This is a genomic window from Wolbachia endosymbiont (group A) of Andrena hattorfiana (assembly GCF_947179565.1).
Lineage (GTDB): Bacteria > Pseudomonadota > Alphaproteobacteria > Rickettsiales > Anaplasmataceae > Wolbachia.
Genome location: NZ_CAMXBT010000002.1, coordinates 292,476 through 311,576, shown reverse-complemented (window position 1 = coordinate 311,576; position 19,101 = coordinate 292,476). Strand labels below are relative to the sequence as shown.

The window sequence follows — 19,101 nt, the reverse complement described above, 5'->3', positions numbered from 1 at the left end:
GTAGTGCGAAAGCCTCTTACAACTTACTTTTAATTAGTCTAACCCATGCGTGCCAATCCCTCTCACCAAGATTGCTTTCAAAAGATAGGAGATCCTTTACAGCTTTTGAGCAAATTTCTTCACTTGGAATTGATAACTCCCTATTCATTGCTAACGTTAAACATTGAGTTTTGCACGCTCGTTCTAAATGATACGTGTAAAACATTGCTTCTTGTATAGTCCGACCACACGTTATAGATCCATGATTGCACATTAACATGACAAAATTTTCTTTCAGATCAGCTATTAACCTCTTTCCTTCTGTATTGCTAAGTGCTAGGGAATTATAATTATGGTAAGAGACTTTATTGTAAAAGTGCAGTGCCCATTGACTTATTGGAAGTAGCCCATCTTTTAGAGAAGAAACTGCTACAATAGAAGGTGTATGCAGGTGAAAAATTGCTTGAATGTCTTTCCTTGCTTGATACCGAGAGGTGAGTATATGTATGATCATCCAGTTTAAGGTAAGACAAAATCTGATAGGCATAGACTAGATCCCTTTTTACTCTGCTCTTTGTTAACAACACAATCCTCTGTTAGAATCTTCTGAAGATTTATACACGAAAAAAGGCTTGTAGTAAACTAATAAGTCTATGCCACTCTGTCTTGCTTTCTGAATACCAAACACTTTTGTGTTATAGCTTGCTTAAAAATAGTTATCGTTATTATAGAGTTTATATACAGAATTTATGTTTCTAAATTACATAATATCTTAACTATAAAAATAATTTTCTATGTAATATTTCATATGTTTTAAAGCTTTGTTTTTATGTTATTATAAATGTAAGTTTCAAGATTGAAAATAATATGGTAAATATTAACACAAAAAAACAGCCAGCAGGATTTTTCATATATCTCTCTGGTCTTTCAGGAAGTGGTAAACTTTCCACAGCAATAGAATTGTCCAATATGATAGACGCATTAATTGTAAATAGTAAGTTCTATAACAATGTTCAAGTTTGCCCTATATACAATGGTGTCTTTGAACGTGATCAAATACCTAAGGAAGTTCAAGATAGAATATATGACATTATGCAAATTATGCTTCAGGTAATAGAAAATTATCCGATTCACTCAAAAAATTACATATTTATTGATGGGTTGATGGAAAATAATGACCAGAACATGAGGATGTATGATTCAATAGTAAGGCTTAGTAAAAAAATGAACACAGAAATCCTTTCTGTGGTACTTAGGTGTGATCTACCGACATTACAAAAGCGTATTGCATTAAAAAGGCAAAGAAAAAATAGGAAGGTGACTAATGTAAATAGCATGATAGAGCAATATAGGATTAACAATTTATTTATACCACCGAGTGCCATAGAGATAGAAAATTCAGATATGAGTATAAAAGAAGTAGCTCAAGAGATAGTAAACCAGATGCACAGGCTTAGCCACATTGTATGTACGCGAAAGAATAGTCTATAATGATTTCATATACTGAGGCTCATTTAAATATAGAGCCTCGACTTCATTTAATTTTTGCTTGTTCTTCAGTCTATAATGAACCAATAGTCCTGCATGGCTAGCATTTAAATTGCAATCCATATGTGTAATGCAGTCACTGCTTGTAGCGTGACACTTGGATCCAGGGTCACGTGCTGCAGTTGGACCAGATAGCGGCAATAAATTGAAATCAAATAACTGCGTATAAAACCCTTGAGCATTTTTGATTATAGCTCTGATATTTTTTTTGCTATTCGTACAAAGCAAAGATATTGTGTAAGCTTGAACTTCCAGCGCATTAACTCCATATAATGGCTTATTTGTAGCAAGATTTATACCTTGTGCTGCTGATATACCAACTCTAATTCCAGTGAAACTTCCTGGTCCAACTACTACCGCTAAATGATCTATTTTATCATAATTATAATTGTGCTTATCAAACAAAGTATTCAGAATTTGAAAAAATGATTCTACATGATTGTTGCTGGCGGAATTGCGCTCTACAAAACAATTACCATCATAATCAACTATTGCTATTGAACTACCAGTACCTACAGTATCAATCGCTAAAATAGACATTACTTAAGCTTATCATAGAGTTTTGTAAACATCATAGTAAAGGCACCATTACCCATAACATTTGCTGAAGTGATTATTGGATCAAACACTATATACAAGGCTGTGATTAACGAAAGCATTTCTGGAGAAAATTTGAGGTATTTCTCAAGAATAGGTAGCATTACCATAATTCCTCCTGCCGGCACTGCAATGATAGCAAACTTAAATAACAAAAAATAGAGAAGAAAAGTTACATAGTCCGTTGTGGACAATAAATAACCAGAAGTAATTACCATTGATAATATTATAACAAAAAAGCAATCACCTACTAAATGGAAGCTAGCAGTTATTGGTATAACAGACGATGCTATATCAGGTTGCTTTACATTTTTTTTGCTTCCTTCAAGAGTAAGCGGCATATTTGCATTACTAGACATTGTGCTCATCGCAGTAATAAATGCCGGTATCATATTACCTATACTAGCTATCCAGCTTGTGATCTTGAATGAATTTGCTGCTCCATATAAGAGGAAAACATAAAGGTAGGTTGCAGATGCTATAATAATAAAAATTATTGAGTAATCCTTAAATATTATAGATAAAACTTGATCATGCTGCATTTTTAAAGCAAGCCCAAGTACAAATATTGGAATAATCGGCGTCAAAAACGTCTTCAAAATAAAGAGAGTTAAATCTAACATTTTGTTCGAAAGCTCTTTGCTTTTCTTAGGTAGCAGTATAGACACTACTATGCTGGACATAAATCCACAAGCAAGAGCATGAAAGTTAGAAAGGAGTAGCGGAAGCCTAAACGACCATAAAGGAACAATTGTTTCTTCATACGTTATATCTTGTATTGAATAAGTGTTTTGTATGATAAAATGCCCAACAGAATAAGCTATTAAACTTGAAGCCAGATTCGATAAGAAGATCATTATAATAAGTAACAATATAAACTTTATAGCTGACTGCTTAAGATTGTTAACACTGCTAAAGATTAACGCAAAAATAATAAATGACCAAAGAATGCAACTGAAGTGATGACCGTGAGTAAGATTAATAGTTGTAGCACGTTCTTATATACCAATGTCCTATGGACATATGTATGGTAAGTTAGTTGTTAAGTAAAGCAAAACTGCCTATTGCTACGAAACATTATGAAAGACAAGCAGCTTTTGTTACTCCCGCGCGTACTGCACGAATATTATCTATTAGATCCCAGTGCCTTGACTACTTCGATCCAGGAAAATTGATTATGCACTATACAACATTCTCGATCAAAAAACTGATTCCAGTGTCAGCTACTTGCATGACAAAGAAGAGTGAAATTAGCACTCACCTATTATTCGTGTCGTTTTCAGTAAAAGCCTCCTCCCATGTGCCTTGAGTTGCTGCACGACTATACTCTGTTACTCTATTTTCAAAGAAATTCGTATGTTCAACGCCATTTAGTATTTCATCGAGCCATGGAATAGGATTATCATTGACATCATATATGGACTCAAGACCTAATTGCATTAACCGTCTGTTTGCTACGTAGCGTATGTAATTGCGCACTTCTTCTGCGGATAGTCCTTCAACATCTCCTAAATCAAAGGCAAGCTTTATGAATTCGTCCTCAAGCTCAACAATAGTGCGGCATGCAGAATATAATTCCTCTTTAAACTCGTTGTCCCAAATTTCATTATTCTCTTTAATAAATGTATTAAATAACATAATAATTGAATTGGTGTGCAAAGTTTCATCACGGGCTGACCAGGCGATTATCTGCCCCATGCCTTTCATTTTTCCAAAGCGTTGGAAATTGAGCAAAATTGCAAACGATGCGAATAACTGCAACCCCTCGGTAAATGCACCAAACACTGCTAGAGTTTTAGCTACATGTTTTTTATCGTGTTTTTTGCTTTCCTCAAATTCCAGCATGTATTCATATTTCTTTCTCATAGCATCATACTTTAAAAATGCTTGATACTCGCTTTCTGGCATGCCAATTGTGTCTAAAAGATAAGAATAAGCTGCAATGTGTATGGTTTCCATATTGGAAAAACTTGCAAGCATCATGCATATTTCTGTTGGCTTAAATATATTTGAATAATGCCTCATGTAGCAGTTATTTACTTCAATGTCCGCTTGAGTAAAGAATCTAAAAATCTGAGTTAGTAGATTTTTCTCTACGTTTGAAAGTTTAGTTTTCCAATCCTTCACGTCATCAGCAAGCGGAACTTCCTCAGGTATCCAATGGATTCTTTGTTGCTGCAGCCACGCATCATACGCCCAAGGGTAATTAAAAGGTTTGTATATTGGATCTGCTTCTAACAATGACATAAGACACCTATTATTTTCTAAAGTAAATATTATATTAAGTGATATTGAGAATCGGTCAATTTAACTTTTTGAAATTTGACGGCAGGTAATTTATTAGTGTATTATAGCTTCAAGTAATTTATCAACAGAAATGCGAGTATTAATATCTTTTATTTTATTATTTACAGTGAGCTGCACACACACTATTCACAACCACGGAGCTCCTGGCATTAGTGTTGAATTGTGGAGCAAGATAAAAGCAGGTGACGATAAAGAAAAAGTGGTTCACACTTTAGGATCACCAACATTAGTATCAAAGTTCGATGACAATGTTTGGTACTATGTCTCATATAAAATTAAACAAGCTAACTTCTTAGGAAAAAAGAAGTATAGCAGTAAGTCTCTGCAAATTTCATTCGATCAGGACGGTAAAGTTGCAGAGACAAAAGAAACTGACATCTTAGAGAGATCTTTGGCTGTTCCTGATTGAAAATCTGCTGAGTACAGAGTTTTTCCCGCCCTTCTTTGTCATCCAAGAACCGTATTACGTCACCCCAGTGCCCAGACACTGGGATCTATTTTTTTTCTGGATGCCAGTGTCACGCACTGGCATGACAAGAAAGGAGCGCTGGAATGATAATGTGAAGTGTCTACTTCTGTCATCCAAGTAGCCTGACTACTTGGATGACAGAAGGTAATATAAGAGGTCTATTGTAAGATTTTACCCATTTAGAATAAAGTCTAGTGTTACTTCACGCCAAATGTGGTGGTGCTGAGTAGGCAAGCCAGTCAATGGGCTACATTTATATACTGCACGCATTGCATTATCTGCTATCGACCTGAAAAGTGGATTATTTCGATAGGAATCACTGTCTGCTACATCGGCCATAATTATCTCGCCTTGACTGGATAATAATAAGTTAATTTTTATATTAAAATTTTCTTTTAAAGCTATGCTTTCAGGAATGCTCCAGCATTTTGTAAGTTTGTCTCTTATAGAGTTAATAATTTCTGTTACAACTAATTCATCCTTTTTATTCTCAACGCTTTTTTCGTTTCCTATTTCATTTTTTGCCTCTCTAACATCCCTTCTTAGTTTCTTCCCTACACTTTTTTTTCTTTTTGGAACTGGAATGAATTCTTTACCCTCGTTAATAATGACTTCTTCTTGCATTTCGATAATTTGCCTCGGTTGTGCTACAACAGTGTGCTCAACTGTTTCTTTTTTCCTTTGTGGTATAGGAACAACTGACGTATCATTCGTTTGGGCTTTTGTTGAAGGTAACGAAAAAAGCAGAAAACAACATAAAGATGAAAAAAGAATGTAATTAGAATAGAAAAAACGCATATGTTAAGCAGTTTGTTTTACTGGTTTAAAGCTAATATTGCACATAAAGTCAATATATTTTAGTTGATGGACGAGTTTGAAGTAAATAAGGAATCCCTTCAAAGTTGCAGGCAAGCGAAAGATTGTCTTCTCGACAGACAAAGGAATTGTATAATGGATTAAAAGGAACCGTATGACAAAAATTATAGCAAAGGGATATACAGAATTTTTAGAGCAGTTGAAAGAACATATCGCTACTAGTCGTTATAAAGCAGCACTTGCAGTAAATAGTAAGCTTATTTTGCTTTAACCATATTGGTACAGAGATCCTAAAACGCCAAAAAGAACATGCCTGGGGAGCTAAGGTAATTGATCAATTAAGTAAGGATTTGAGAAGTACATTTCCAGAAATGAAAGGCTTTAGCACGAGAAATCTGAAGTATATGCGTAAGTTTGCCGAAGAATATCCTGATGTTGAATTTGTGCAGGAGCCTCTTGCACAATTAACTTGGTATCACAATATCACTCTTTTGGAAAAAATAGAAAGTCATGAAATAAGATTATTTTATGTAAAAAAAGCTATTGAACATGGCTGGTCACGTAACATTATGGTTATGCAGATAGAGCTTGGACTACATAAACGCCAAGGGAAAGCTATTACTAACTTTAAAGAAAAATTACCATCCTCTCAATCAGATTTAGCACATTATACATTAAAAGATCCGTATATTTTTGATTTTTTAAGTATAGGTAAGGATGCTCATGAAAGAGAAGTAGAAAAAGGACTCGTAGGACATATGGAAAAATTTCTGTTAGAACTCGGTGAAGGATTTGCTTTTGTTGGAAGATAATTTCATTTAGATGTTGGAGATGAAGACTTTTATATTGATTTATTATTCTACCATTTAAAATTACGTTGCTTTATAGTGATTGAGTTGAAAGATAATAAATTCAAACCAGAATACGCTGGAAAAATGAATTTTTATCTTTCTGCAGTGGATAATTTGCTAAAACACTCAACAGACCAGCCATCTATAGGATTAATTTTATGTAAATCAAAAAATAATGTACTGGCGGAATATACACTGCGAGACATGACAAAGCCAATAGGTCTTGCAGAATACCGAATAACTGAAAATCTACCAGAGAACATAAAAACAGCTTTACCGACGATAGAAGAATTAGAAGCTGAATTATCCAAAATTTCAGATGAGGAAAAGTAATGTTACTAAAATCATTCAAACAATTATTTAGCAAACCAAAAACCAAAAGCTCAGTATGAAATGCATCAGGCTCAGGAAGAAGAGTGGCAGCCAATAACTTACTCTCTCATAGCCTTGAAACTTTGGAAGCAAACAGTAACAGAGTAAGTGATTTTTATGGATTACAAGCTCTAGGTGTAATATCCTATAATATCATACGGTCAATATACTCTAAATGAGATGGAAAGATGAAGGCATCATTATAGCTGCTAAAAAATACGGCGATAAAAACTTAATTCTTTCTCTGTTTACAAAAAATCATGGAAAGCGCAGGGGATTAACTAAGCTAACAAACAATAGCAATTATAAGTTTCAGATAAGTAATTTATTACATGCAGAATGGAGTGCTAAGTTACCTGAAAATCTGGGTTTTTTAAAGTGCGAATTAATCGAATCTCCATTCCATCATTTCTTTCAAGATAAGTTAAAAAGCATTACTATTGTCTCTTTCTCCTCTATTTTAGAAAAAGTGCTTCCAGAAAGTGAACCCTGTGCCGTGCTGTATGACAATTTTCGATATTTCATCGATGTAATTCAACACAACAATCAGTCTTGGCAAAGCCATTATCTTAACTTAGAGCTTCTGCTTCTTACGCAATTGGGATTCAAGTTAGACTTATCCAAATGTGCTGTAACAGGTGTTAAGGAAAACTTACAATTTATTTCTCCAAAAACTGGTAGAGCAGTGTCAAAAAAAGCAGGAGATTATTATGCAGATAAACTCCTACCTTTTCCACAAATGTTGCATGATGTATACAATAATAACCTACAAAACAGCTACTCATTCCAAGAATTTCAGTTAGGACTGAAATTCACAGGATATTTTTTAAATAAGTATCTATTTTTGCAGTTAAACATGAAATTTCCAGAGCTGAGAAACCTCATGTTGTCGCTTTAACCTTAGTTATCATTTTTTTGAAATCATTTCAGAAATCTATAGCTAATCCAAGCAACACGTCATACCGCGATTCATTCGCGGTATCTCAGCATAGATTCTGCTAACGAGTAGCGGAATGACGGTTGTCGGTAAACTTAAGCCACTTTAGCTATAGCCAGTAACCACTATATTTCTACCACTGTTTTTTGCCTTATATAAATATTTGTCAGCACGTACTATAAATTTTTTAATATCGTCAAGGTCAGATCCTTGCATTTCTGCAATTCCAATGCTCACAGTTATGTTATGGATTGTATTTTTGTCCGCAAGTATAAAAGGTTCTTTAGCAATAATTTTTCGTATTCTCTCCGCAATAGTGTACGCATCTGATACATTGGTATCTGGCATTACAACAACAAACTCCTCACCACCAAACCTAGCTAATAAATCTGTCACTCTGATATTTTCAGAAATTCTTTTCTGTACTTGCTTTAAAAGTTCATCTCCAGCACTATGCCCAAAACTGTCATTCACCATCTTAAAATAGTCTATATCAAGTATCATAAGAGACAACCTTCTATCCTTTTCCACAGAGTCCTTAACAATGTTTCTTAAGTGTGCATCAAAATATCTTCTATTATAACAGTTAGTTAATGGGTCCTTTATAGACATTTCCGCATTATTAAATAAATTCATTCTTAAGGCATCTTGATATCTTTTGCGTTTTACTTGCGAATTAACCCTTGCTATTAACTCACCCTCATCCAAAGGTACTGTTAAATGATCATTAGCACCTACATCAAGTGCTTTTACTAAATTGTTTTTATCATAATCCTCAGAAAGAATCAGAATTGGTGTATAGCGTGTTTCTACTTTACTACGAAACTCAGAACACAAACGCAGGCCGTCAGTTTTTGAAAACTGCATATCAGAAATGATCAGGTCGTAATTATTCTTAATACCAACCTTTAATGCCTCCACTGGATCACTCAGTATTTTAATTGACCTAAAGCGGTGCTTTAGTACATTATATATCTGCTCTGCTTGAAAGACATCTTCATCTACAACAAGTATGTTAGCATCAAAAATCTGATTAGAATAATCCATAATACTGTTTTCTGCTACTCCGCCAATCTCAGCGTTGGTTTCTCCTCTTAAACGCAATTCATCTATAATCATTTTTAAGCGCGTGAGAGACTTGATCCTTGCAGATAAAGCAGTTTCGTCTATTGGTTTAGTCAGAAAATCATCTGCACCAGCATTAATGCCCTGTACTCTATCATGAGCGTCATGCAGCGCAGTTACCATAATTATTGGAATATGGGTTGTCAAGGGATCACTCTTTAGCTCCTTACAAACTTCAAAGCCATTCATTTTTGGCATCATAATATCGAGTAATATAATATCGGGCTGCTGTTTTGCTACTAAATCCATGGCTTCCTCACCATCATAGGCCACGATAACCGTATAGTACTCTGCTTTTAGTCGAGCTTCTAAAAGCTTAACATTACATAGTACATCATCTACTACTAGGATCTTTGCTGTCATTATCTTTGGATGTATTATCTATATCGTAAGCAGGATAAAGCTTACCATTTTTACCAACTATGTAATTTACTTTCTCAGTATTACATTCTTTATATAAGTCTTCAATTCCTGCGTCTTTCAATAACCTCCTAGCTTTTGATTTTATAATCATAAGACACTTATATGTATTCCTAATAAGATCAATAAATACAGGCACCTTATTTCTATCAAGAACAATTATGCTCACTAAAGCAACGACCGAAATTTCTGAAAGACCTATATTAAACATTTTTCCTATGAAGCAAGTACTTTAATCCTCCTGATTATAAATATTAATTTGCTTAAATCAAGTTTAGAAGCAACTATCTCATCTAAAAAACTATTATAACGTTCTATGTAGTCCTTATCATTACAAGCCCAGGTTTGAACCTTATCTTCGGGGTTATCAGTAGCTTTTATGACTTTAACAGCTAGCTTGTGATGGTAATTGCTTAAATCGTCCAATAAATCATTAACTAAGCTGCGATCCCAATAAGAAGAGCGGCTTTTCATCTTGATGGCAATTGTTCTAATCAGATCGAATCTTAACAGCGACTTTAACTCAAAGTATATTTTACCAGCATCAAGAATGGACAAAGATGTCTGTTCAGCAACAGATATAATGTCCAGTGCATAAGCAAGAACGCATAGATCAGCAACTTTTTTTGCTAGATCTTTATTTATATTAAGTTCTACTAAAGAAGTTGATCCATGGCTATAGACCTTTAATAGGTGTTCATCTAAAACATCAGTTAAGTTCTGGCCTAAAGTTTCAATTGCATCTTTAAATTTTGTAACATCATCCAACTCTACAAAGCTAAGCTTGCCAAGATTTTTCACTAACCAAAATGATACTCTGCCAATAAATTTCTGCACGTTCCTCACTATTTGTAAGTATGAGTTAACATCAATTTTTCCATCCAATTCATCAATTTTCTGCCACAGGCTGTTTAAATCATACAGGTGGTTAACAACAATATATATGTTAACCGCTTCTTGTACCTTAATTCCAGTGTTCTCAGCCAAATTATTGATGAATATACAGCCCATTCTATTCACTACATCATTTGCAATGCAAGTAGAGATAATTTCTCTACGAAGTTGGTGTTTTAATATGAAATCCTTAAACTTTGTTATCATCTTTTTAGGAAAATAACCTAGCAAGTAGTCATTAGATATAAGATCTTTTTCAGGCAGATCGGAATGTATAATTTCATTTTTTATTGCCGTTCTAGCATAAGACATTAGAATAGAAAGCTGAGGAGAACTGAAACCTTCTGCACCAGTTAACATCCTTGCTATCTCTTCTTCAGTTGGAAGAAATTCTACGCTTCGGTTTAACAGCCCAGATTTTTCTAAACTGAGCAGTAACCTGTGGTGCTGCTCCAATCTCTCTTTAGCTTGCAAACACTCAAGAAGTAATGCTTTTGTTTCAATTCTGTTGTGGTTCTCAAGTACTTTGGATGCAACTTCGTCCACCATACTTGCCAGTATTTCATTCCTTTTTTCTAAAGAAACACTCCCTGCTTTCATAGCTGAAACAAATGCAATCTTGATGTTAACTTCAAGGTCCGAACATATCACTCCGGCTGAATTATCAACAAAATCTGCATTGATATATCCACCTCTTTCAGCATATTCTATTCTTCCAAGCTGTGTGCATCCCAAATTTCCGCCTTCTATAAACATAGAAGCTCTAATATCTTTACCATTTACTCTTAACTCATCGTTTGCTTTGTCACCGACCATGCTATGATTTTCACTCTTTGCTTTAACAAACGTGCCAATTCCTCCATTCCATATGAAGTCCACTTCTGCTTTGAGTAGATATCTAATCAAATCACTTGGAGGTAGCATATCTTCTGTTATATCAAAGCATTTTTTTATTTCTTGAGAAATGTTTACTTGCTTGCTGCTACGCTCAAATACTCCTCCACCCTTAGAAATCAAATCTTTGTTATAATCCATCCAAGTTGAAAATGGTAACTCAAAGAGACGTTTACGCTCTGTGAAACTCTTTTCTGCACTAGGATTTGGATCAATAAAAATATGCATATGGTTAAATGCGCCGATTAAATGTATATTTTTTGAAAGCAGCATACCGTTTCCAAATAGATCGCCAGCCATATCTCCAATGCCAATAACAGTTACATCTTGGTAAATATCCTTATTCATTTTCCAAAAATGCCTCTGCGCTGCAATCCATGTACCTCTGGCTGTAATACCCATTTTTTTGTGATCATAACCTGCTGATCCACCAGATGCAAATGCATCGCCAAACCAAAAATTGTATTCAGAGGCTATTTGGTTTGCATAGTCAGAAAAAGAAGCAGTGCCTTTATCTGCTGCAACTACCAAGTATGGATCATCCTCATCATACCTAATCACATTCTCTGGTGGAATTATTTTGCCATTAACTACATTATCAGTAATGTCAAGCATTCCCCTGATAAAACTCTTATAGCATTCAACACCTTTCTCTCTTAAAATATCTTTGTCTTTATAAACTTGCTTAATTACAAACCCACCCTTTGCGCCAACAGGTACAATAACCGCATTTTTTGTCATCTGAGCTTTCATGAGCCCCAAAACTTCAGTGCGAAAATCTTCCGTCCTATCCGACCACCTTAAGCCACCACGGGCCAATTTCCCTCCTCTTAGATGTATTCCCTCAAAAAGATTTGAATAAATATACAATTCACGATATGGACGAGGATCAGGCAAACCATTTATTTTATTTGAGTCAAATTTTGTAGATAAATATGGTTTATCGTCTTGATAATAACTGGTCCTTAAAATAGCCATTATCAAGTTAAATATCGAGCGCAAAACGTAATCATGTGAAACATTGCTGATCTCTTTTAGAAGTTCCTCAATTTTTTCTATGAAAATGTCCGTGGTTTCTGCTCTATCAATGTCTATGCTAGGATCAAATCTTGCATGAAATAGTTGTATCAAATACTTTACTATTTTTGGATACTCTGAGACTACCTTTTGGATATATTCTGGATTGTAGTTAAATGACGTCTGCTTTAGGTAAGCACTTAACGCTCTAACCAGAAGCACTTCTTTCCACTCCAGTCCAGCAATAATGACCAAACTATTGAAATAATCATTTTTAATTTCCTTTCTAAACACTTTCACAAGTGTTATTTCAAATTGCTCTTTTAGAGTAATGTTGTCTATTAATTCATCGACTCTTGACAACACAAAATAGTGTATCCATATTCCGCCGTTAATTTCTATGTAATAGCCATTATGAGATAGAATCTTAGCTCCCAAATTCTTAGTAATTCTTAATATCTTCGATAATTCAAGACCTCCATTGCTCGAAGTGTAAACCTTTAATTGATAATTAAGATTATCACAAGTAAGTCTTAAATCGACCTCGCTAACTCCTTTTTTCCTCACTATCTCCAATTTTTTCATATCGTAATATGCGTCATGAGGTTCGAAACTCTCTTGATAGCTTATTGGAAATGCCTTGCAATAACGGATGAATATATCCTCAACAGTACTAAAAGTATTATATAAATTGTCTATAAAACGATCTTCCCACTTTTCCGTAATGTTCCTTAATTTGTTTTCGATACGCAAAACTTCGTCATCAGGAACACTAGCATTTTTGGTCTTTAGCACTACATGCAATTTCATCAAATCATATTCATTGATAATGTGATTGTTATAAATATCTGAACTTTCTGCACTTGTCTCATCCTTCAATGTGTCACGTATCTTGAACATTAGCCTAGCGCTAGCATAACGCATTGGTATCAGCACTATGCAACTAATAAAATCCCTTACTCTTCTTAAAAATAATCTGACCCTTGGCCTAATCGCAAGAGACATGATCGAAATGCAAATTTTAAATAATTCGTCTTCATTTGATTGGAATAATTCATCACAAGAGAATGCTTGTAAAATAGAAATTAAAGCTTTGTTATTGTGGCCCCCGGTTACAAACCCTGCATTTTTTTCTATAACTTTAACTTTATCTCTTATTATTGGAATAGTTCGAATATCTTGGACCTCCGCTACAGAAGTAAATAGCCCGAAAAAAACGCCGTTCCTTTACTACATTACCCTGGTCATCAAATTTTTTTACTCCTATACAATTCATGTATATACGCCGATGGACTATTGAGATTAGATCTGATCTCAATATGTATAGGGAATCAAGGTTTGCAGAAGGAATCAACGTACTTTGACCTACTCTTATCAGGCCAAGGTCCTTTTTGCTATCACAGACGAGTTTTTCATCTTTACCAGCAATATATTCTTGATAACCTAGAAATACAAAATTATTGTTTTTTAGCCAATCTAAGAAATCTTTTCCTGGTGTCACTCCAGCGTTCGACGCTGGCTGCTCGATGGCAAAAAGAAGACTTTTTGCTTCATCAAGTTTCTTGAGCATTAAGTGCCAATCTTTCACAACGCAATTAACTGCTTTCAGCGTTTTTTGTAGAGATTCTTTTAATGTATCAACAAAACTGTCACTTATACCTTTGATAATTACATATATAACTGACTCTTTGACTTCATTGCTTTCTTCCAAAGAGTAAATCTCATCTATTAGGCCATCTTTTCTTTTAATGTTAATTATGCTGTTGCTGTAATAGCATATGGTTAAATTGTGCGATTTAATAGTTGCAATAACAGAATCAACTAAAAATGGCATATCATCGTTTATTATCTTAATCGTGGCAAAATCGCCTTCTATTCCTGGTATATCATCTATATTGCTTACTACTAACTTACTTTCATCTTTCTCTTTTTGAGAAACAAAATTGTAAGCATCGTTTACAATATATAGCAAAAACTTATCGTTGGCTTTTAGGTCGCTTTTATAAATAAAACTATAAAAATACTTAATAAATTTTTTAATTTTTTCTTTATCTTGCTGATTTTCTTGATCAACTAACTCAAATAAAGACTCAGTGTCAACATTATGATCTATACACATTTTTTTAACAAAAATACACAGTGAACTTAAACCTTTTTAACTAAGATTTCATTATCAAGAGCGTACACTATTAGCTCATCATTTTCTACTACTTCCCCTGATAAAACTAATTTAGCTAAATTATTTTGAATACACTCTTGTATAACCCTTTTTAGGGGCCTTGCTCCATATTCAGGGTCATAGCCAGTTTGTGCTATTAGTTCTTTAGCTTCCTGCGATAAACTTATACTCAGTTTACGCTTAGCAAGTGTTTTTTGTAAATAAGAAAATTGAACATCTATAATTTTATAGATGTCATCTCTGGTTAAACTGTGGAATATAATAATTTCATCCAGCCTGTTTAAAAATTCTGGACGAAATGCTGATTTAACTATTTGCATCACTTCGCTTTTTACAGAGTTAGCAACTCCTCCTTCCGATGTCATTCCAGCGCGTGACGCTGGAATCTGCATCTGTATCCCAGTGTCAGCTACTTGGATGACAGGAGGTAGAGTCTCATTTTCTGTAACTCCCTTAAGCATTATCTCTGCACCAAGGTTAGAAGTTAAGATCAGTATGGTGTTGCGAAAATCAACTAATTTGCCATGACTATCAGTGAGTCTACCCTCATCCAAGATTTGCAGCAATAGATTAAATATATCTGGATTTGCCTTCTCTATTTCATCAAACAGAATAACCTGATATGGCCTTCTTCTTACTGCTTCGGTTAATCTGCCACCTTGCTCATAGCCAACATACCCTGGAGGCGCGCCAATTAGCTTTGAAACAGAATGTTTTTCCATATATTCTGACATATCAAAACGCAAAAGCGCTGATTGATCGTCAAACAGAAATTCAGCAAGGGCTTTTGCCAGTTCTGTTTTTCCAACCCCGGTTGGGCCTAAGAATAAAAATGAACCGAAAGGTCGATTAGTATCTTGCACACCAGAGCGAGAGCGCCTAACTGCATTACTTATTGCTTCTATCGCGCCTTTTTGCCCTATTACTCTTCTTCCTATTTCATTCTCCATGTTAAGAAGTTTTTCCTTTTCGCTGTGCATCATGTTATCAACTGGAATTCCTGTCCACTTTGAAACAATGTTTGCAATATCATCTCCAGTCACTTCTTTCTTTAAGAGACTATCAGTAACCTTTTCCTGATTTTTTAATTCATTCTCAAGCTGAGGGATCACACCATACATCAGCTCTCCTGCTTTTCCTAAATTTCCACTCCGCTGAGCCAATTCCAGCTCTTTTCTGGCGTTATCTAATTTTTCAACTGTTTCTTGTATTCTAGCTATTTTATTCTTTTCCATCTGCCATTTGCTGTTCAAGTCAGCAAATTTACTGTTTAGATTTTCGATCTCTTCATTTATCTTTTTTAAACGCTGTTTAGAATTTTCATCACTTTCTTTTTTTAGAGCTTCTGCTTCAATCTTTAGCTGTATAACCTTTCTCTCAAGTTCATCAATAACTTCAGGCTTGCTATCCATTTCAATTCTCACCCTACTTGCTGCTTCATCAATCAAATCAATTGCTTTATCAGGTAAAAACCTATCTGTTATATATCTATTGGACAACGTTGCAGCAGCAATTATTGCACCGTCTGTAATTCTTATACCATGATGCACTTCATATCTTTCCTTCAAACCCCTGAGTATTGAAATGGTATCAGTTTCAGTTGGTTGAGAGATAAACACAGGCTGGAAACGCCGTGCAAGTGCAGGATCTTTTTCTATATGTTCACGATATTCATCTAAAGTTGTGGCTCCTATACAGCGAATTTCTCCACGCGCAAGAGCAGGCTTCAGCAGATTCGAGGCATCCATTGCACCACTTATTGCTCCTGCTCCAACTAAAGTATGAAGCTCATCTATAAACAAGATAACTTTTCCCTCTGTTTTTGAAATTTCATTAATCACTGCTTTTAACCTTTCTTCAAATTCTCCTCTAAACTTCGTTCCAGCGATTAATGCACCAAGATCCAAAGCTAAAACCTTTGCATCACGCAAATCAAGTGGCACATCGTTTGCAACAATTCTGTTTGCAAGCCCCTCGACTATTGCAGTTTTTCCAACACCAGGTTCACCTATCAGCACTGGATTATTTTTTGTCCGCCTCAGTGATACCTGCATAGTTCTTCTGATCTCTTCATCACGACCAATTACAGGATCAAGCTTTCCTTGCATAGCAAGCTCTGTAATATCCTTTGTATATCTCTTAGCAGCGTTCAATTTTTCCTCACTATTTGGCGAGTCTGCACTGCTACCTTTCCTCATGTCTGTAACAACTGAATTTAATTTTTGCGGTGTAACACCATTCTCTGCCAGAATTTTGCCTACAGTATCATCTTTTTGTGCAGTGAGGCCCTGCAGTAAACGCTCAACAGCAACAAATGAATCTTTATTTCTCTTTGCAATACCAATTGAATCTTCAAAAACTTTTGCTATTTCTCTTGAAAGTTGAAGTCCACCACTTCCTGGACCTTCAACTACTGGAAACTTTTTTATTGCGCTATCCATAGCATCAGAAATACTTTGCACATTTCCACCACAAGCGTTTATCAAATCCTGAACTAAACCTAATTCATCCTCAAGCATCACTTTGAGTAAATGCTCAGGCATAAAAATCTGATGCCCAGCTCCCAACGCTTTCATCTGAGCACTTTGAATTAGACTTTTTGCTTTTTTGGTAAATTTATTTAAGTCCATAACACCAGTTAAACTCGTATTTGCTGATGTATATAACAACTAATTTCATAAATTTAAACCCTAAAGTTGCTTATTGTTAGGTATGGTCTGCAAAAATTTAAAACTTTCTTAAGAACCTGTTTAAAATCTTCGTAATAGGAGAGAAATGAAGGAAAGGACAATCATTTGCAAGCTGGTATTGAGTTTACGTTCGCAATTTTTCCACAACCGCCTACACTTTTCCAACCAAGCAAAAGAGCGCTCAACGACCCCATCTCTTTGGCAATACAACAAAGGTCACTGGGATCCAGAAAAGTTTGCTTGTTTATAAGCAAACTAGCATGGAAAGTAGCTGATCTTATACTAAATGAATGTTTTTGATGAGGTTGCATAGAAGCTGGATTCCAGTTTCAAGCACTGGAATGACAGCAGTCCTACGTCATACTGCCGCAGACCGTCATACCGCCGCGGTATCTCTAGATCCCGCTAACAAGTAGCGGGATGACGATTGTCAGGGTGTCATTCCAGCGCCCCTATGATGTCATCCCAGTACTGATTAGCTATAAAATTTAAGAAGATATTTAAGAAATTTACCAAGCGAAAAAAAAGGCAAAAGAAGCCCCGTGGTGCGAGTTTTGACTCTATATTACTGTAAGTGGCGCTGTAATAATGTGCTAACGCTTAAAATAAGCGCGATTTGGCTGAATGTAGAAAAAATTTAAAAAACATGCAGCCGCTATAATTTTATGTAATCCGCCAATAAATACCCTGAGTTTTTTTACTGAATTTTGTCATTGAGCCTGCAGGTCAAAAACAAGTTTTGAGTCATAAAATACCATTATTGTCATAATAAGGGGGCTGGCGGAGTTTGTCAAGCAACTTTCTATATAATATTTTCTAAAATAAATGGACTTCTCGCATCCAATTTCGGCAGCGCGTGACACACAACTGCAATGACAAGGTGTTGTAAGATATTACCACAAACATCATATTCACACGAAATACTTGACTTCACTTGTACTAAGAAGCATTTTATATATATTGTGTGCCCGTAGCTCAGCTGGATAGAGCAACAGCCTTCTAAGCTGTGGGTCGTAGGTTCGAACCCTACCGGGCACACTCTTCTATCAAATACTTTCTATAAATCTTCAAGTATTCTGGCACCACATTTTCAATTGCTAATGGTCGAACCTTCATTGTTTCAAGGTCAGCTGACTTTTCGATTGAGCTATTCATCATAACTTTCACCTGATCTTGAGTAAGCACAGGGTTCGTATCTCCGGTTATTGGTTTTAGCAGCATAGAAATAATTTTATTTTCTAAAAAGAAAGCTATTAACTTTGTCATTGGAAAAGATACATTGATCAACAAACACTTTCTGTTAGTAACATTCAGAATAAACTTCAATAAGCTTTTGAAAGAGTAAACCTTTGGTCCACCCATGTTATAAATTTTCTTGTCTTGCTTATTAAAACTGATAATATGATATACTACTTCAGCTAAGTCTGTTACACATATTGGCTGAAATTTAGTCGTTCCATTGCCAATTAGCGGCAAAAAAGGGAAGAACAGTTGCTAATCTTGCAAATTTATTAAAGAAGTTATCTTCTTTACCAAATACAAGGCTTGGCCTAATTATTATTGCTTCTTGAAATGCTGAAGTTACAGCTTTTTCACCTTTCCAATTTACTTTTGGCATATTTTGACAACTTGCTATTTTCTATTCCCATAGCGGAAAAAATGTATCATCATAGGTACATTTTTCATTTTTGCAGCTTTTGCTATCCTTTCAGCTATTTTAACGTGAACAGCGTAAAAATCGTGCTTTTTTGCTTCATATAATATTCCCACTAAGTTTATGGCTACATCACATTCTTCCATACCCTCTAGAACTGATTTTTTCATCAAAAAAATCGCCTTTAAATATTGATATTTGTCCCAAATTGCCACACAATTTTTAAACAAGCAGCTTTTTTCCTGATTACGAGTGAATATCTTTATTAAATATCCTTCTGCTGCTAAGCGTCTTACGATGTGCTTCCCTATAAACCCCGTTCCACCGAAAATAATTACACGTTTTGTCACGA

13 protein-coding genes, 1 tRNA gene and 4 pseudogenes are annotated in these 19,101 nt (G+C 35.0%); 5 read left to right on the top strand and 13 right to left on the bottom strand.

The window, feature by feature from the left end:
• Positions 1-16: 16 nt before the first annotated feature.
• Positions 17-566 (bottom strand): annotated as a pseudogene (locus OM966_RS03295) (class II aldolase/adducin family protein).
• 280 nt (positions 567-846) lie between these two features.
• Between OM966_RS03295 and OM966_RS03290 the strand changes: the two are divergent.
• Complete coding sequence (locus OM966_RS03290) at positions 847-1,470, top strand: AAA family ATPase (protein WP_264328801.1); 624 nt, start codon at positions 847-849, stop codon at positions 1,468-1,470.
• Here OM966_RS03290 and tsaB read toward each other — a convergent pair.
• The 3 genes from tsaB to OM966_RS03275 form a co-directional block, all read right to left on the bottom strand.
• On the bottom strand, positions 1,465-2,067 hold the full coding sequence (gene tsaB / locus OM966_RS03285; protein WP_264328800.1) for a tRNA (adenosine(37)-N6)-threonylcarbamoyltransferase complex dimerization subunit type 1 TsaB: 603 nt from the start codon (positions 2,065-2,067) through the stop codon (positions 1,465-1,467). The two genes, OM966_RS03290 and tsaB, sit on opposite strands and share 6 nt — an antisense overlap.
• Entirely contained in the window at positions 2,067-2,999 is a 933-nt protein-coding gene (locus OM966_RS03280) for a dicarboxylate/amino acid:cation symporter (protein WP_264329036.1), read from the bottom strand. The genes tsaB and OM966_RS03280 overlap by 1 nt, the downstream gene beginning before the upstream one ends.
• A gap of 382 nt (positions 3,000-3,381) precedes the next feature.
• The gene (locus OM966_RS03275; RefSeq protein ID WP_253307200.1) at positions 3,382-4,371 is read right to left on the bottom strand and encodes a ribonucleotide-diphosphate reductase subunit beta; all 990 of its coding nucleotides are present in this window, start codon (positions 4,369-4,371) and stop codon (positions 3,382-3,384) included.
• Between the two features lie 130 nt (positions 4,372-4,501).
• Here OM966_RS03275 and OM966_RS03270 point away from each other — a divergent pair, with 130 nt between their 5' ends.
• Complete coding sequence (locus OM966_RS03270) at positions 4,502-4,840, top strand: outer membrane protein assembly factor BamE (RefSeq protein ID WP_264328799.1); 339 nt, start codon at positions 4,502-4,504, stop codon at positions 4,838-4,840.
• Positions 4,841-5,071: 231 nt separating this feature from the next.
• Here OM966_RS03270 and OM966_RS03265 read toward each other — a convergent pair whose 3' ends face one another.
• Positions 5,072-5,698: a hypothetical protein gene (locus tag OM966_RS03265; protein ID WP_264328798.1), complete on the bottom strand. Its 627-nt coding sequence runs from the start codon at positions 5,696-5,698 to the stop codon at positions 5,072-5,074.
• A 172-nt stretch (positions 5,699-5,870) separates the two neighbouring features.
• On the opposite strand from OM966_RS03265, the pseudogene OM966_RS03260 reads away from it, so the two are divergent.
• Together OM966_RS03260 and recO are read left to right on the top strand one after the other, a co-directional pair.
• A pseudogene (locus OM966_RS03260) lies at positions 5,871-6,900 on the top strand (PDDEXK nuclease domain-containing protein).
• A gap of 214 nt (positions 6,901-7,114) precedes the next feature.
• Positions 7,115-7,837 (top strand): DNA repair protein RecO, encoded by a 723-nt coding sequence (gene recO / locus OM966_RS03255; RefSeq protein ID WP_264328797.1) that lies wholly within the window; start codon positions 7,115-7,117, stop codon positions 7,835-7,837.
• A 144-nt stretch (positions 7,838-7,981) separates the two neighbouring features.
• Here recO and OM966_RS03250 read toward each other — a convergent pair whose 3' ends face one another.
• The 5 genes and pseudogenes from OM966_RS03250 to OM966_RS03230 form a co-directional block, all read right to left on the bottom strand.
• Positions 7,982-9,364 (bottom strand): PleD family two-component system response regulator, encoded by a 1,383-nt coding sequence (locus OM966_RS03250; RefSeq protein ID WP_264328796.1) that lies wholly within the window; start codon positions 9,362-9,364, stop codon positions 7,982-7,984.
• A complete protein-coding gene (gene tatB, locus OM966_RS03245) occupies positions 9,336-9,632 on the bottom strand; it encodes a Sec-independent protein translocase subunit TatB (RefSeq protein ID WP_264328795.1) in 297 nt (98 codons plus the stop codon). The genes OM966_RS03250 and tatB overlap by 29 nt, the downstream gene beginning before the upstream one ends.
• A gap of 5 nt (positions 9,633-9,637) precedes the next feature.
• Positions 9,638-14,345: pseudogene (locus OM966_RS03240) on the bottom strand (NAD-glutamate dehydrogenase).
• Positions 14,346-14,371: 26 nt separating this feature from the next.
• Positions 14,372-17,035, bottom strand: a complete 2,664-nt coding sequence (clpB, locus tag OM966_RS03235) for an ATP-dependent chaperone ClpB (RefSeq protein WP_264328794.1) — start codon at positions 17,033-17,035, stop codon at positions 14,372-14,374.
• A 120-nt stretch (positions 17,036-17,155) separates the two neighbouring features.
• A pseudogene (locus OM966_RS03230) lies at positions 17,156-17,312 on the bottom strand (transposase); the annotation flags it as partial.
• Positions 17,313-18,059: 747 nt separating this feature from the next.
• On the opposite strand from OM966_RS03230, the gene OM966_RS03225 reads away from it, so the two are divergent.
• Positions 18,060-18,133, top strand: a tRNA-Arg gene (locus tag OM966_RS03225).
• Here the strand turns inward: OM966_RS03225 and OM966_RS03220 are convergent.
• From OM966_RS03220 to OM966_RS03210, 3 genes are read right to left on the bottom strand one after another with little or no spacing between them, the layout of a single operon-like run.
• On the bottom strand, positions 18,122-18,571 hold the full coding sequence (locus OM966_RS03220; protein ID WP_264328793.1) for a Rossmann-fold NAD(P)-binding domain-containing protein: 450 nt from the start codon (positions 18,569-18,571) through the stop codon (positions 18,122-18,124). The two genes, OM966_RS03225 and OM966_RS03220, sit on opposite strands and share 12 nt — an antisense overlap.
• Positions 18,543-18,713 carry a sugar nucleotide-binding protein gene (locus tag OM966_RS03215; RefSeq protein ID WP_264328792.1) on the bottom strand — a complete coding sequence of 57 codons (171 nt, stop codon included), beginning with the start codon at positions 18,711-18,713 and terminating at the stop codon, positions 18,543-18,545. The genes OM966_RS03220 and OM966_RS03215 overlap by 29 nt, the downstream gene beginning before the upstream one ends.
• A gap of 14 nt (positions 18,714-18,727) precedes the next feature.
• On the bottom strand, positions 18,728-19,099 hold the full coding sequence (locus OM966_RS03210) for an NAD-dependent epimerase/dehydratase family protein (RefSeq protein WP_264328791.1): 372 nt from the start codon (positions 19,097-19,099) through the stop codon (positions 18,728-18,730).
• Positions 19,100-19,101 lie beyond the last annotated feature (2 nt).

What these genes read in the sequence shown, in the direction of transcription:
- OM966_RS03270 (WP_264328799.1), top strand. Translation starts at nt 4,502, where the DNA reads ATGCGAGTATTAATATCTTTTATTTTATTATTTACAGTGAGCTGCACA.
- tsaB (WP_264328800.1), bottom strand. Translation starts at nt 2,067, where the DNA reads ATGTCTATTTTAGCGATTGATACTGTAGGTACTGGTAGTTCAATAGCA.
- OM966_RS03265 (WP_264328798.1), bottom strand. Translation starts at nt 5,698, where the DNA reads ATGCGTTTTTTCTATTCTAATTACATTCTTTTTTCATCTTTATGTTGT.
- OM966_RS03290 (WP_264328801.1), top strand. Translation starts at nt 847, where the DNA reads ATGGTAAATATTAACACAAAAAAACAGCCAGCAGGATTTTTCATATAT.
- OM966_RS03215 (WP_264328792.1), bottom strand. Translation starts at nt 18,713, where the DNA reads ATGCCAAAAGTAAATTGGAAAGGTGAAAAAGCTGTAACTTCAGCATTT.
- OM966_RS03275 (WP_253307200.1), bottom strand. Translation starts at nt 4,371, where the DNA reads ATGTCATTGTTAGAAGCAGATCCAATATACAAACCTTTTAATTACCCT.
- tatB (WP_264328795.1), bottom strand. Translation starts at nt 9,632, where the DNA reads ATGTTTAATATAGGTCTTTCAGAAATTTCGGTCGTTGCTTTAGTGAGC.
- recO (WP_264328797.1), top strand. Translation starts at nt 7,115, where the DNA reads ATGAGATGGAAAGATGAAGGCATCATTATAGCTGCTAAAAAATACGGC.
- OM966_RS03250 (WP_264328796.1), bottom strand. Translation starts at nt 9,364, where the DNA reads ATGACAGCAAAGATCCTAGTAGTAGATGATGTACTATGTAATGTTAAG.
- clpB (WP_264328794.1), bottom strand. Translation starts at nt 17,035, where the DNA reads ATGGACTTAAATAAATTTACCAAAAAAGCAAAAAGTCTAATTCAAAGT.